This is a genomic window from Pontibacter chitinilyticus (assembly GCF_039748935.1).
Taxonomy (GTDB): Bacteria; Bacteroidota; Bacteroidia; order Cytophagales; family Hymenobacteraceae; genus Pontibacter; species Pontibacter chitinilyticus.
This window is the reverse complement of sequence record NZ_JBDIZJ010000003.1, coordinates 31,115-44,330: the sequence shown is the minus strand read 5'-3', so window position 1 is coordinate 44,330 and position 13,216 is coordinate 31,115. Positions and strand designations below refer to the sequence as shown.

Genomic DNA, 13,216 nt, shown 5'->3' with positions numbered 1-13,216 from the left:
CGGGCCGGCAGAAGCCTGCCATTGCTCCCGGCATAGATAAAAGGTGCCTTCCCTCTCCTGTAGGTCACTTATACTTCAAAAACCTAATATTTTTCTGATCCGCTGCAATCCGGTGGCTATCGGGCGCCCGTAGGTTGAGGTACTTTACTGAAAGTCTCTTCTGTTGCGGCTTCTGTAAAGGAGGTTTCTTTAACATACTAAACAATAGAATTATGACAGAATTAACTAAGCCTGAAGAGAATGGGAGCGGCATAGGCAAATCGCTCCAGCGCCCAATGCCGCGACGCATGTTCTTCCGGTATGCCGGAGGCACAGCTGCCGCTGCCGCATTACTGCTAACAGCCTGCAACGACGACGATACGGATATTACGCCTCCTGCTGGGATGGATGGTGTTGATCTTGGCTCCGGTGATGTAGGGGTACTTAATTATGCGTATGCCCTAGAGCAGTTGGAAGCAGCCTTTTATACCGAAGTAGTCGCTAAATCTTCCGGCATATTTTCAGCGGACGAGATGAAGGTGATGTCTGACATCAAAGCACACGAAGTAGCCCACCGCGAGTTCTTTAAAGCTGCGTTAGGCAAAAAAGCTATCGCCGACCTGGAGCCTGACTTCAGCAAAATCAATTTTAATGATAAGAACAGTGTGTTGCAAACAGCTAAGACCTTCGAAGACCTCGGAGTAGCCGCCTATAACGGTGCAGGCAAACTGTTTACTGACACTGGCAACGGCCTGACTTACCTGCTCATGGGCGGTAAAATTGTATCCGTAGAAGCACGCCACGCAGCCGCCATCCACGACCTGATCAGCAGCAACGGCCGCGAATTTGGGGAGGAACTCATTGATGCAAACGGCCTGGACCGCGCCATGACACCAGAGCAGGTGCTCACAGCAGCAGGCGCTTACATCAAGACAAAAATCAACTACAGCAATCTACCTAAATAAGCCAGAGGAGGAAAAGAGACATGAATATATTTAAAATTATACAAGATATAGAGAAAGTTGACGGGGAAGTATACGACCGGCTTTCATCTCGCCGCCAGGCATTTAGCAGCTTTGGCAGTTTTGGAAAAAAAGTAGCAATTGCGGCTGTTCCGCTGGCAATGGGCACGATGTTCAAAAAAGCCTATGGCCAGTCTACTGGCGGTGTGGTGGATGTGCTCAACTTTGCACTGACGCTGGAGTACCTGGAATCAGAGTTCTACAAGCAAGGACTGGCCGCATCCGGGCTAAACTTGGGTGATAACAGAAACTTCTTTATGGAAGTAAGCAAAAACGAGACAGCGCACGTTAAGTTTTTAGAAGACACGATCAAAGCCCTGAAAGGCACTCCGACAGCCAAGCCTGAGTTTGACTTTTCGGCTGGTGGTGCTTTTGCAGACTGGAACTCGAACCCGCAAACGTTCATGGCCCTGTCGCAGGCATTTGAAGATACCGGCGTACGTGCCTACAAAGGCCAGGCAGCCAACCTGGTTAGCAGCAGCGAAGTACTGACTGCCGCCCTGCAGATACATGCCGTGGAAGCACGCCATGCCTCTATTGTTAGAAGAATCCGTGGCCTGAACGGCTGGATTACAAACGACGAACGTGGTGCCGGCATGCCCGCCCCTACCCAGGCAGTGTACGATGGTGAAGCACAAACTATGCAGGCCGGCGTAGATGTGCCAAGCGTTTCGAAAGTTTCTGCTGCGAGCGTAACCGAAGCTTTTGATGAGCCACTGGAGAAGCAGGCAGTACTTAACATCGCCACTTTATTTATTAAAAAATAGCCATAGTTTTTTTGTTTTGTGGTGAAAAAAAAAGAGAGCCGCTGACGTTGGCTCTCTTTTTTTATACATCTACTTCATATTGAGTAAGTTATTACTCACCTTAGAATAATTCTACTAAAAAGCCTTTACTTTTTAAAATTTCTTCCGTATTCTAGTAGCAAACCGATATTTATTACTGTTTACCAAAATGCTTGAATACGTTAAGACCATATTGTTGAAAGTTAGCTTCGACAAGATGCTGTTTGAAAAAGAGCTGCGTAAGGCTTTTAAAGTACTAGTGAAAGAAGAACTGCAACACCTGAAGAAATGGTGCTACGATCAGTTCTCCGGCATGTATCTGCTCATCCTGAACAAGGTATTTGCCAAAGCACAGGTATAAAATAAAGCCTGTCACTCCCCGCCAGGCGGGTTATCCCTATTCTGCACAAACTGAATGTTGCGCAGCAGGCCCTTATAACCTGTACGTTTCACGGCTGATTTCTTGAACAGCTGGGCGAATACCTCCTGTGTCAGTTCCTGCCAGTCGCTGGTTTTCATTTCTGGTAAATGGGGGTGCGGGGCAAAAGCCGGTTCTTTATGAGGCTTGCTGAAGCGGTTCCAAGGGCACACGTCCTGGCAAATGTCGCAGCCAAACACCCAATTCCCGAACTTGCCGTTCATCTCCTGCGGCAGCTGATCTTTCAGTTCTATGGTGAAGTATGAAATGCATTTGCTGCCATCTACCACGTACGGCTGCACTATGGCATTAGTCGGGCAGGCATCCAAGCAGCGGGTGCAGGAGCCGCAGTAGTCTTTAATAGGCCCGTCCGGCTCCAGTTCCAGGTCAATAATCAGCTCGGCAATAAAGTAAAAGCTGCCTACCTGCGGTGTAATGAGGTTGGAGTTTTTGCCTACCCAGCCCAGCCCGCTTTTCTTTGCCCACGCTTTATCCAGCACCGGCGCCGAATCAACAAAGCAACGGCCGCCAACCTCCCCGATCTCCTCGTTTATATAGTTCAGCAGGTCCTTCAGTTTATCTTTGATCACAAAGTGGTAATCGGTGCCATAGGCATACTTCGAGATTTTATAAGTATCCTCCTCCGGCTGCTGGCTTTCCTTTTCCGGAAAATAATTGAGCAGCAGCGACACCACTGACTTGGCGCCATCTACGAGCAAACGCGGGTCCAAACGCTTATCAAAGTGGTTTTCCATGTAGTGCATCTGCCCGTGCATGCCTTGGTTCAGCCAGCGCTCCAGGCGCGGGGCCTCTTTCTCCAGAAACTCCGCCTTGGAAACGCCGCAGTACATAAAACCCAGTTCCTGCGCCTTTTGCTTGATGAGGTATGTATACTTTTCTTTGCTCAATTTTAGGTGGCAGCTCCTTTGACCCGGCCGCTATATGTTGCTTTAAACAAAAGTAAATCAAAATAAATCCGGTTGCGGCTTTAAATTGCTATTTGCAAGGGCGCAGGTCTGTTTAGCTGCGGCTTGGCGCTAAATGCTTGCAGAAGTTACGCACATGCGAACGCCTGAAAACCAAAACAACCGGCAACAAAAAAGCAGGCGCTATGGCCTGCTTCTTCGCAAACGTAATCACAAACAACTTCCTTTATACTTGCGGTTGGTTGAACAAGCCCCCGGAGGCAATCTCCTGCGGCGGAATTTTGCCCAGGTGCCGGTAAGCCATCTCCGTTGCCTCACGGCCACGGGCAGTCCGCTTAATGTAGCCTTCCTGAATCAGGAAAGGCTCGTACACCTCCTCTATTGTCTCCGATTCTTCGCCACAAGCTGTCGCAATGGTAGTAATACCCACCGGGCCGCCTTTAAACTTGTCGATGATGGTAGTAAGGATGCGGTTATCCATATCGTCAAGGCCGTTCTGGTCTACATCCAGCGCATTGAGCGCAAACTTAGCGATCTCCACTGTTATGGTGCCGTCGCCTTTTACCTGGGCAAAGTCGCGGGTGCGGCGCAGCAGGTTGTTAGCAATACGAGGCGTGCCCCGGCTGCGGCGGGCAATCTCGAAAGCCGCATCATCATGTATGGGTGCTCCCAGCAAGTAAGACGAGCGCTTCACGATCGAGGTCAGCAGTTCCGCATCATAGTACTCCAGGCGCGAGTTAATGCTGAAGCGGGCACGCAGCGGCGCCGTCAGCAGGCCAGAGCGGGTGGTGGCGCCAATCAGCGTAAATGGGTTCAGGCTGATCTGCACCGACCGTGCATTTGGGCCGGAGTCCAGCATGATGTCGATCTTGTAATCCTCCATCGCCGAGTACAGGTACTCTTCCACAATCGGGTTAAGCCGGTGGATCTCGTCGATGAACAGCACGTCGTTGGCTTCCAGATTGGTGAGCAGACCCGCCAGGTCACTGGGCTTGTCTAGCACCGGACCCGAGGTCATCTTAATGCCTGCGTCCAGTTCCGAAGCAATAATATGGGAAAGCGTGGTTTTCCCCAAGCCCGGAGGGCCGTGCAGCAGCACGTGGTCCAGCGCTTCGCCACGGCGTTTGGCGGCCTGCACAAATATCTTCAGGTTCTCCACGATCTTGGCCTGCCCTGTAAAATCACGGAAACTAAGCGGGCGGAGCGCCTTGTCGATGTCGCGTTCGGCTGGCGACATTTGTTCTTTTTCGCCGGTGAGATAGTCTTCTCTCATGGTATACTTTCTACTATTTCTTCAGCTTTTGCTGTACCTAAAGGTAACAGTTGCCGCTGCTTTTTTGCTCCATTTCTAAAGCCGAATTTACGTATTTTTGCTAATTATTTTATAGAAATTAAGTATAAATCTAATATAATTAGCAATTTTATAATTGCAAAGACTTAAACTGGAGCTTGAATATCATGCTATACTCATAGCAACTAAATTCCGCTTCTATACTTCAGTTTATACTTGGTAGATGAGGTTTATACTTTAGCAGGTTAATCGTGCTAGATGCCGTTCTTCCTCAGTTTTATTCTTGTCCAGTTTCATCTTTGGCTTTGGAGCGCTCTAAGCCCGCGGGGGCACGTTCTGGGGGTGCAGGGGCCCCCGATAAGGGCATCGCGCGGTGGCGTGAAGCTGCTCCTCGCTCCGCTGCGGGCTGCCCTTACGGGCACCGCAACACACCAAGGCGCTCAACCCAACGACTGGAATCCATTCGATAGCTTCAGCTTTTACTTGAGCTAAAGTATAAATAAGTATACTAGCGCGAATATCCAGATCAGTGACTTGAGGTGAAGGGGAAGTCTCTGACTGCACTGACCTAAAGGGGCATATTTAGCAACACAAAGCGAAGCTCCTGCTATAGAACTTATACTTCTCCAAAGCAGCTACAGAACTTCCCTCCTTAGACAAGCGAGAACGCGAGTTTGAAGCTTGCGAGCGCAGCTCTGAGGGGCAGGGGTGGTTGGACCCGGCACAAAAACAAAGGTAGCTATTATCGCAGCTGCCTCTCCAGCTTTAGCTTCTTTATGACTTATTTAAAGGCTGGAATGCCGGTAATGTCTGCGCCTGTGATCAGCAGGTGAATGTCGTGGGTGCCCTCGTAGGTAATCACCGACTCCAGGTTCATCATGTGGCGCATGATCGGGTACTCGCCCGTAATGCCCATACCGCCATGGATCTGGCGTGCTTCGCGGGCGATATGCAGGGCCATGTCCACGTTGTTGCGCTTGGCCATAGATATTTGCTGCGTGGTGGCTTTTCCTTCGTTCATGAGCGTACCCAGGCGCCAGGCCAACAGCTGCGCTTTGGTAATTTCGGTCACCATTTCGGCCAGCTTCTTTTGTATAAGCTGGAAGGCCCCGATCGGCTTATCAAACTGGATGCGCTCCGTGCTATACCTCAGCGCCGATTCGTAGCAGTCGATAGCGGCCCCAATGGCTCCCCAGGAAATGCCGTAGCGGGCAGAGTCGAGGCAGCCAAGTGGACCGCGCAGGCCTTCTACATTCGGCAGCAGGTTCTCTTTGGGCACTTTTACATTATCAAACACCAGCTCGCCGGTTGTGCTGGCACGCAGGCTCCACTTGTTGTGAATTTCAGGCGTCGAAAAGCCTTCCATCCCCCGCTCCACGAGCACTCCTTTGATGCGCCCTTCTTCGTTTTTAGCCCATACCACTGCCACCTGGCACTCTGGTGAGTTGGAAATCCACATTTTAGCCCCGTTCAGCAGGTAGTGGTCGCCCATATCTTTGATGTTCGTTACCATACCACCAGGGTTCGAGCCATAGTCCGGCTCAGTCAGGCCGAAGCAGCCCAGCCACTCGCCACTTGCTAGCTTGGGCAGGTACTTATGGCGTTGTTCCTCGGAGCCATACTTGTAGATCGGGTACATCACCAGCGAGCCCTGCACCGAAGCCGTAGAGCGCATACCGGAATCGCCGCGCTCAATTTCCTGCATAATAATGCCGTAGCTGATGTAGTCCAGGCCGCCGCCGCCGTACTCCGTGGGGATGGTAGGCCCGAAGGCACCTACCTCGCCAAATTTTTTTACGATTTCAGAAGGAAAATGCGCCTCCTGGGCCCATTTTTCAATGGAAGGAGAAATTTCGCGCTTGACAAAATCGCGCATGGTTTGCCTGATAAGTTTGTGCTCATCGGTTAGCAGTTCGTCTATGTTAAAGTAATCGGGAGCTCCTGCAGATTCGTAGGCCATAGTTTTGCTTTAAGATGTAAAAGGCTATTATGCAAAGTTAAAATTTTCGGCACAACCACCGCGCTTTCGGTAAACATAAAGCTCCTGCAAAAGCAAGCCATGTTTATCTGCTTGTAAAACCAGCAGGACACCAGCCTGTTCAGGATTTTATCATTAAGCGCAAAAAGAAAGCCCCGCTAGGTGGCAGGGCTTTCAGATATCTGTTTTCAGTCTAGCCTAAAACTTCAGGCCTACCGACAGCAGGTAGTTGCGTGTGGCCTGCGGAAAATAGAAGTTTTCTGTGGTTTGTGCTGCCCCGGCAATGTAGCTAAATGTGTAGCCGTTGGCAGCATACTTCTCGTTGAAAACATTGTTTACGAGCAGCCCCAGTTCTAACGATTTCAGCGTATTTTTAAAGCCGATGCTATATCGTAACCGCACATCCCCTACCTGGTAAGCCGGAATTATACGATTATCGTTCCCGGTATTGTCGAGGTACTGCCTGCTTACGGTTCTATACAGCAAGGCCGCGTGCAGCCCTTTCAGCACTTCTACCTCTAGTTGGCTGCTCGTTACCCACTCCGGCGAAAAGGCAATTGTTGTTTCGCTATAGTCATTCACAGCCTGGTCGCCGGTGTCGTAATTATCTACAAACTCATGAAAGTCCTTCACCTTGTTCTGACTATAGGCCAAATTAGTACTCAAGGTGGCTTTGCTGAGCTTCAGCGCCCCGGCCAGTTCCACGCCCTGGCGGTAGCTCTTGCCGATGTTGGTGCGGGTATAAGCGCCCACGTCGTTGATCTGCCCGGTCAGCACCAGCTGGTTTTTATAGTTCATGTAAAAGTAATTGGCTTCAACGCTCGCCGTTAGTGGCTTTCCGTGTACCTCTGCTAGCACAAAGGAGCCGCGGTAACCAGCCTCCACGTCGCGCAGTGTCTCGGGCTTGGGCCGGCTGGCGGGTGTGGAGTCTACAAAGTCGTCGCGGTCGGGCTCTCGGTTGCCTACAGCAAAAGAGGTATAAAACTGCTGCTCTGGTTGCAGGCTATAGGTCAGGCCAACTTTGGGATTCCAGAAAGTATAAGCTGCCTCCTGTGTAATGTTATCCCCATCGTTGTCGTAGCCCAGGAAATGATACTTTACCGTGCGCAGCTGCACATCACCATACGCGCTCAGCTTGTCAGTAAAATTATAGTTGGCTTTGGCGAAGATATTGAAGTCTGTTTTGTCGGCGTCGTTATCATAGTACCTGTCGCGGATGTTGGAGGTAGACGCGTAGCGGGCCCAGATGATCTCGCCGAAATGGGCACCGTTATACTTGTTCCAGGCACCACCTAGGGTGGCGCTTAGTTTGCTGTTGGGGTTGTATTGCAGCGCATAGGTTACACCGTAAAAATCATTATCGAGCCAGCGGCGGCGGATGAGATCGGTGCTCGTGATCGTATCTCCCCCAATCTGCACGTTCGGCAGACCATAATTAGCCAGCGCATCATCCGGCCGAAACTGTTCGTAATAGCCGCGGCCATAGGTATAGTGCAGCGCTCCTGAAAAGCTCAGCCCCGGCATAAAATCGTGCGACAGGTGCAGTTGGTAATGGTCCTGCTGGTAATTGTCGGTTTCGTTGTTGTAGGTATAGTAGTTGTAACGGCGGCCGGAAGTAAGCAGGTTCTGCAGGTCGCTGCCCCCGATGTAGTTACGGTCAATATAAGCTTGCAAATCCTGTGCATTGCCGTATACCAGCGCCTCAGGAGTGCCGTACCAGGCTTGGTAGGTTTTCTCTTTTCCAGAGAAAGTGACAAACTTAAGCGTGGTTTTATCACCATAATAACCACCTGAGAAGTAGAACGATTTCAGGTCGGAAGCACCGCGGTCCACGTACCCATCCGACTTAATGCGCGACAAACGGCCATTGAACGCAAACTTGCCATTAATCAGGCCGGTGCCGAAGCGCACGTTGTTTTTCCAGGTGTCGAAGGAGCCGTAAGTATTGTCTGTTTCGGCATAAGCCTCGCGCCGCACCTGCTCCGTCTGGATATTTATACTTGCCCCAAAGGCTCCGGCTCCATTGGTTGAGGTACCCACGCCACGCTGCACCTGAATATCCTGCACCAACGAGGCAAAATCCGGCATGTTCACAAAAAAGACACCCTGGCTTTCCGAATCGTTAATCGGGATGCCATTTACGGTGACGTTGATGCGGGTAATGTCAGAGCCACGGATGCGGATGCCAGTGTAGCCTACGCCTGCACCCGCATCGGAATTCACCACCACAGAGGGCGTCTGGTCGAGCAGGTAGGGCAGGTCCTGGCCAAAGTTACGTTCCTCCAGTTCCTCCTTGCTCACGTTTGAGAAGGTTGTGCCGGTTTTGGTACTGGCGCGCGTAGCCTGCACAACTACTTCGCTGGTTTGCAGCGTCTGCTGGTTTAGCACTATAGCCAGTTGCGTGTCCTGTTGTAAGTTTATTTGCTGCTGCTGCTCCCCATAGCCCAGGTAATGCACGTGCAGCGTATAGTGGCCGGCCGGCAAATCCTGGAATGCATACTCGCCCTGCGAATTTGTAGCCATACCCGCGCCACGGCCCTGCAGCAAGACACTGGCACCGCTAAGTGCCTGCCCCGTGGCGGCATCAGTCACACGCCCGCTCAGCCTGTATTGGGCGAACAACTGCAATGGCAATAAAGCAACTGCCAGTGCTAACAATAAATTTTTCATGAAGTGATACAAAAGAATTGGGTAAAACATACAGGCATGCCAGGGGTTAGCATCCTGCTCTTTTTGTTTCCCGTGTTTTTCCCTTCGCCGGCATTACCCGGATCAGGTTCAATGGGTATGATCTCAGCCCGTTTTGATAAGGCACCCCCTAAACTGAGGCAAAGGTACAGGCCTTTTTTGTTAAATCAAAAGCAGGAGGTCGTTTACAGGGCTAAGGCGCTTTAGAAGCCGGATGAAATGTATGATTTTTTTGAGTAAACTGAATAACCTGTTAGCCACATCATACGTTCTTAAAACATACAATGGCACCTTTCCTGCTTTGGCCTTTGGCCGCCTGTGCCTGAAGATATTACAGCAGATGATTAATTTTTAAGATACCCGTGATGATGATCAGCATATTGTATACTTTGGCCTTGCTAACGATACTGGCGTACTACGCATTTGCGCCACGGAAGCACTTTAAAAGGCCGCCCTCCACTGACAACGACGACGATGGCGGCGAGCCCCTTGGAGATGATCTGCCCGACCTGGACCTTCCCCCCGGTATATCTTTGCCTATTAATGATTATGAACCGGAGTATGACTTTAGAAGAATAAAGCTCCCTAAGTTTCCGGAGCCTTCGTTACAGTAACAACCTCTTGTAACGCTAAAATCCCCGCTATACTTTAAAAGCAAAGTATAGCGGGGATTTTAGCGTTAAGCCATGTAGTGCTTAGGAAACAGTGATGTGGATTGTGCGCTCAAAGGTAGCACCAGGACGCAGTTCATGAATACCTTCCTTTTCGTTCAGTTCCACCGGCCCTCCCTCGCGACTGGCAATGCCACACCACGGCTCTATGCATACAAAAGGCGAAGGCCCCGGTTTGTCCCACACCCCCAGGTATGGAAAATCTTTAAACGCCACCTCGATCCGGCGCGGATTCGTTTTGCTGGCTAAAGTTACTTTATCCGATTTCAGGCGTTTAAACACCAGCGCATCTTTGTCAAAATAATCGTGGCGCAGCGGCAGCATACGTTGCTGGTCCATCACCCGTTCGGTGTCGCCGCTCAGCAGGCCATCTGAGTTTAGCAGGAAGCGGCTCAGGGTTTCCTCTTCCTCAAACTCCAGGTAATAATCCGAATACTGCTCACCGGAGTATAGCGGCACGTTAAAAGCAGGATGTGCTCCCACCGAAAAGTACATGATCTGATGGTCGGTATTGGTCACAAGGTAGGTCCATGACAACTGATTACCTTCCAGTTTGTAGGCTACCAGCAACCGGAACTTAAACGGATAGTGCTGCAGTGTTTCCTCATCATACGTCAGCTCGAACACCAGCTTGTCATGATGCTCTTCTACCAGTTCAAACTCGCGGTGGCGGGCAAAACCGTGGCGCTTCATCTCGTAGCGCTTGCCGTTGTAAGTATAATGCTGGTCGGGCAATTCTCCCACAATCGGGAAAAGGTTAGGTGCCTGGCCGGTCCAGAAAGCAGGATCGCCCTGCCAGAGCAGTTCCAGCTTTTCATCTGTTTTGATGAAGTGGTGCAACTCTGCGCCAAGGCTGCTCACGCCCACTTCAAACGAATCATTCTGAAGAAAGTATAACATAGTGCGTTACAAAAGATGCTGTTGATGGAGCAGGCTATCTACATGCTGGCGGGCAAGAGCAAAGCGACTTTCCTGCTGCCCGTGTATTTCTACGTAAGGCACGTCTAGTTGCTCCAGTTCGCGCTTGTACCAGTTGTAAAAGAACTGGCGCAGGTGCGGATGCTCTCGCTGCGGGTCCGGCTCCCAAAGCAAATCAACGCCCATTAGCAGGCAAAGGTTATAGTCCTGTTGCGCCAGCTTTTCCAGAATCCAGGCGGGGCAATGGCCAAAGGCGTGCTCGCTCCAGATCTTGAGCACCAGCATATCGGTATCAGAGAACAGAATAGTGCTGGCCTGCTGCTGCACCTCCTGCTCCAACGCCTGCTGCCCCTGGGCAATTGCTTCAATGTCTTCCAGCGTGTATGGCCTGCCTAAATTACCAACATAGCTGCGGGCATACTCCGGCACCCAAACAGTTTGGTAATGGCGGGCCAGTTGTTCCGATAAGGTAGATTTGCCTGTGGACTCAGGACCGGTAATCGCGACTTTCAGCATATCAGCAAAGTACGGAAAAAATGCTGAGCCGGCTGCTATACTTGGCTTGAGACAAAAGAGAAGCAGATTTCTTTAGTGCAGCAGCCCAGTTCATTTAAGGGCAAACTGATTAGAGTAATGAAGAAAATAAAGCTTTCACATAGGCACGCAACACATTTTACTACTGCTGCTCTTTATCTAGAAATAGTTTAAGTTAGATTGCTGGTGTGCTATTCAGAACGTGGTGGAAGCGAAGGACACCTTTATAGAATTTATACTATTCTAGCTACGGCTTGCAACTCGCTTAAGCAGCATACCTTTTCAGAACAAAGGCTGTTAGCTGTTGCACTGAATAAGCTTAGGAAATGGTGAAGTGTTTGATGCGAATTAAAGATATAAGCGAATAAATGTAGAATACGCGCCTCTTAAAGCTATCTACAGCGGGGCTCCTATACCTTACAAAAAAGAGGCACAGAACTAAGGCATAAACCTTTGTTCTGTGCCGTGGGGCAAGTCTTCAATAAATTCTAATTCTCAGTAAAGCTGTAGCCAAAGAAATTATACACTTCTACTTCTTTAGGTCGCTTGTCGCCGTATTGCCGGAAATAAACCCGCTTCGGGCTCTCGTCTGGCGACTCATACCCCCATTTTAAGCGGTTAGCATACTTCAGTTCCTCAGGCAATTCAATCTTTTGCTGTTTCATCGTGCTGCACGGTTTCAGGTTGAACATACTACTCCCCTAAGCAAGGGAAGCTGTTGACTGGAAGTATTCACATGTACGCAGCCATCCTGTTTTCGGATGGGTAAGGCGGCCAAGTATAGCAAACTATTTTGTACCGGCCAATATACCCTGCTGCTCGTGCTGCACCAATTCCTTTTTCCAGTCGAGGTAGCCTTTGATGCAAAGCAGCAGAAAAACAAAGTACAAAAAGCTGGTTAAATAAAGATCCTTATAGGCATAAACACCAATGTATACCACATCTACTAAAAGCCATACTACCCAATTCTCCAGCTGCTTTTTGGCCATCATCCAATACCCTGCCAGGCTTACAGCCGTGGTAGCCGCATCGGTATAGGGCAGCGAGGCATTGGTCTGGCTTTGCAGGAAGTAGCCCAGGCCTACCGTAAACAACACGGCCAGTACCAGCAGCACCAGCAGTTCCTGTTTGCGAACGCGGCTTACTTTACGCTCCGAATGGTTTTTGCCGCCATACAGCCACACATACCAGCCATAGATGCTTGTGAAAAAGTAGAACACATTCAGCCCCATATCGGCATAAAGGCGCGCATCGTAAAAGACCAGCACATAAGCTGCCACGCTGATCAGGCCCACCGGCCAGGTCCAGATATTTTGTTTGGCTGCCAGCCAGACATTCACAATGCCGGTAAGAACCCCGAGCACTTCCAGCCAGCTCATCCCCTGCCAGGCCTCGGCTATATTCTGCACTATTTCCATCCGTTCAAATCGTGCAGCCATAGTAGCCGCTTCTGTTTTATGAATTGCTAAGTTTGTAATTTGAAACTAAACGGCCAAAATTACGCATACATTATACTTGGCCGGGTATAGCTGGATGACAGATGATGAATGAGATAACAGTGCAGGAGTTGAAGGAGCGGCTGGCACGAAATAACAAGCTGCAGTTGGTAGATGTGCGCGAGCTGGAGGAGTTCGAGCGCTGCAATTTAGGTGGCGAACTGATTCCGTTGGGGGAGCTGCCCCGGCAAGCTAACCGCATCCGGCAGGACATTCCTGTGGTGGTGCTCTGTCACCATGGCTTCCGGAGTGCACAGGCCATCCAGTACCTCTCACAACGGCTGGGCTACGAGAACCTGCTGAACCTGAAAGGCGGCATACATGCCTGGGCCACCGAGATAGATTCGACTATGGCCATCTACTAAGCTTCAAAAGCAGTTTATACTTTGCTTCGGGCAGCTACATCATACTATAGCTCCTATTCTGCTGGCGCATTTGTCAAGTGCCTCTCCCCTCCTTTACTGCAGGTCTTTTACCTGATGTTTATCTGAAATAAATTTCCCGTTAATA

13 protein-coding genes and 1 riboswitch are annotated in these 13,216 nt (G+C 50.2%); of the genes, 5 read left to right on the top strand and 8 right to left on the bottom strand.

Going from position 1 to position 13,216, the window contains the following annotated elements:
- Nucleotides 1–212 precede the first annotated feature (212 nt).
- From ABDW72_RS06610 to ABDW72_RS06600, 3 genes are all read left to right on the top strand, one after another.
- On the top strand, nt 213–944 hold the full coding sequence (locus tag ABDW72_RS06610; RefSeq protein ID WP_347157697.1) for a ferritin-like domain-containing protein: 732 nt from the start codon (nt 213–215) through the stop codon (nt 942–944).
- 20 nt (nt 945–964) lie between these two features.
- Nucleotides 965–1,768 (top strand): ferritin-like domain-containing protein, encoded by an 804-nt coding sequence (locus tag ABDW72_RS06605; protein ID WP_347157696.1) that lies wholly within the window; start codon nt 965–967, stop codon nt 1,766–1,768.
- Nucleotides 1,769–1,955: 187 nt separating this feature from the next.
- Complete coding sequence (locus tag ABDW72_RS06600; RefSeq protein ID WP_347157695.1) at nt 1,956–2,147, top strand: hypothetical protein; 192 nt, start codon at nt 1,956–1,958, stop codon at nt 2,145–2,147.
- 11 nt (nt 2,148–2,158) lie between these two features.
- Here the strand turns inward: ABDW72_RS06600 and queG are convergent, their stop codons facing one another.
- From queG to ABDW72_RS06580, 4 genes are all read right to left on the bottom strand, one after another.
- Complete coding sequence (queG, locus tag ABDW72_RS06595; RefSeq protein WP_347157694.1) at nt 2,159–3,112, bottom strand: tRNA epoxyqueuosine(34) reductase QueG; 954 nt, start codon at nt 3,110–3,112, stop codon at nt 2,159–2,161.
- Between the two features lie 244 nt (nt 3,113–3,356).
- The gene (ruvB, locus tag ABDW72_RS06590) at nt 3,357–4,403 is read right to left on the bottom strand and encodes a Holliday junction branch migration DNA helicase RuvB (RefSeq protein ID WP_347157693.1); all 1,047 of its coding nucleotides are present in this window, start codon (nt 4,401–4,403) and stop codon (nt 3,357–3,359) included.
- A gap of 799 nt (nt 4,404–5,202) precedes the next feature.
- The gene (locus ABDW72_RS06585; RefSeq protein ID WP_347157691.1) at nt 5,203–6,381 is read right to left on the bottom strand and encodes an acyl-CoA dehydrogenase family protein; all 1,179 of its coding nucleotides are present in this window, start codon (nt 6,379–6,381) and stop codon (nt 5,203–5,205) included.
- Nucleotides 6,382–6,597: 216 nt separating this feature from the next.
- Nucleotides 6,598–9,069 carry a TonB-dependent receptor gene (locus ABDW72_RS06580; RefSeq protein WP_347157690.1) on the bottom strand — a complete coding sequence of 824 codons (2,472 nt, stop codon included), beginning with the start codon at nt 9,067–9,069 and terminating at the stop codon, nt 6,598–6,600.
- A gap of 62 nt (nt 9,070–9,131) precedes the next feature.
- Nucleotides 9,132–9,228, bottom strand: a riboswitch (TPP riboswitch).
- A gap of 224 nt (nt 9,229–9,452) precedes the next feature.
- On the opposite strand from ABDW72_RS06580, the gene ABDW72_RS06575 reads away from it, so the two are divergent.
- Nucleotides 9,453–9,701: a hypothetical protein gene (locus ABDW72_RS06575; RefSeq protein WP_347157689.1), complete on the top strand. Its 249-nt coding sequence runs from the start codon at nt 9,453–9,455 to the stop codon at nt 9,699–9,701.
- 81 nt (nt 9,702–9,782) lie between these two features.
- On the opposite strand, the gene ABDW72_RS06570 is transcribed toward ABDW72_RS06575, so the two are convergent.
- From ABDW72_RS06570 to pnuC, 4 genes are all read right to left on the bottom strand, one after another.
- Nucleotides 9,783–10,658, bottom strand: a complete 876-nt coding sequence (locus ABDW72_RS06570) for an aldose 1-epimerase family protein (protein ID WP_347157688.1) — start codon at nt 10,656–10,658, stop codon at nt 9,783–9,785.
- A 6-nt stretch (nt 10,659–10,664) separates the two neighbouring features.
- Entirely contained in the window at nt 10,665–11,192 is a 528-nt protein-coding gene (locus ABDW72_RS06565) for an AAA family ATPase (RefSeq protein WP_347157687.1), read from the bottom strand.
- Between the two features lie 506 nt (nt 11,193–11,698).
- Complete coding sequence (locus tag ABDW72_RS06560) at nt 11,699–11,875, bottom strand: hypothetical protein (protein WP_347157686.1); 177 nt, start codon at nt 11,873–11,875, stop codon at nt 11,699–11,701.
- Nucleotides 11,876–11,998: 123 nt separating this feature from the next.
- Nucleotides 11,999–12,649: a nicotinamide riboside transporter PnuC gene (gene pnuC, locus ABDW72_RS06555; RefSeq protein WP_347157685.1), complete on the bottom strand. Its 651-nt coding sequence runs from the start codon at nt 12,647–12,649 to the stop codon at nt 11,999–12,001.
- Nucleotides 12,650–12,750: 101 nt separating this feature from the next.
- Here pnuC and ABDW72_RS06550 point away from each other — a divergent pair, with 101 nt between their 5' ends.
- A complete protein-coding gene (locus tag ABDW72_RS06550; RefSeq protein ID WP_347157684.1) occupies nt 12,751–13,071 on the top strand; it encodes a rhodanese-like domain-containing protein in 321 nt (106 codons plus the stop codon).
- Nucleotides 13,072–13,216 lie beyond the last annotated feature (145 nt).

Excerpts from the sequence above, each read along its gene's own strand:
- ABDW72_RS06585 (WP_347157691.1), bottom strand. The coding sequence starts at position 6,381 with ATGGCCTACGAATCTGCAGGAGCTCCCGATTACTTTAACATAGACGAA.
- ruvB (WP_347157693.1), bottom strand. The coding sequence starts at position 4,403 with ATGAGAGAAGACTATCTCACCGGCGAAAAAGAACAAATGTCGCCAGCC.
- ABDW72_RS06605 (WP_347157696.1), top strand. The coding sequence starts at position 965 with ATGAATATATTTAAAATTATACAAGATATAGAGAAAGTTGACGGGGAA.
- ABDW72_RS06565 (WP_347157687.1), bottom strand. The coding sequence starts at position 11,192 with ATGCTGAAAGTCGCGATTACCGGTCCTGAGTCCACAGGCAAATCTACC.
- ABDW72_RS06570 (WP_347157688.1), bottom strand. The coding sequence starts at position 10,658 with ATGTTATACTTTCTTCAGAATGATTCGTTTGAAGTGGGCGTGAGCAGC.
- ABDW72_RS06610 (WP_347157697.1), top strand. The coding sequence starts at position 213 with ATGACAGAATTAACTAAGCCTGAAGAGAATGGGAGCGGCATAGGCAAA.
- ABDW72_RS06580 (WP_347157690.1), bottom strand. The coding sequence starts at position 9,069 with ATGAAAAATTTATTGTTAGCACTGGCAGTTGCTTTATTGCCATTGCAG.
- ABDW72_RS06575 (WP_347157689.1), top strand. The coding sequence starts at position 9,453 with ATGATGATCAGCATATTGTATACTTTGGCCTTGCTAACGATACTGGCG.
- ABDW72_RS06560 (WP_347157686.1), bottom strand. The coding sequence starts at position 11,875 with ATGAAACAGCAAAAGATTGAATTGCCTGAGGAACTGAAGTATGCTAAC.
- ABDW72_RS06600 (WP_347157695.1), top strand. The coding sequence starts at position 1,956 with ATGCTTGAATACGTTAAGACCATATTGTTGAAAGTTAGCTTCGACAAG.
- pnuC (WP_347157685.1), bottom strand. The coding sequence starts at position 12,649 with ATGGCTGCACGATTTGAACGGATGGAAATAGTGCAGAATATAGCCGAG.
- ABDW72_RS06550 (WP_347157684.1), top strand. The coding sequence starts at position 12,751 with ATGATGAATGAGATAACAGTGCAGGAGTTGAAGGAGCGGCTGGCACGA.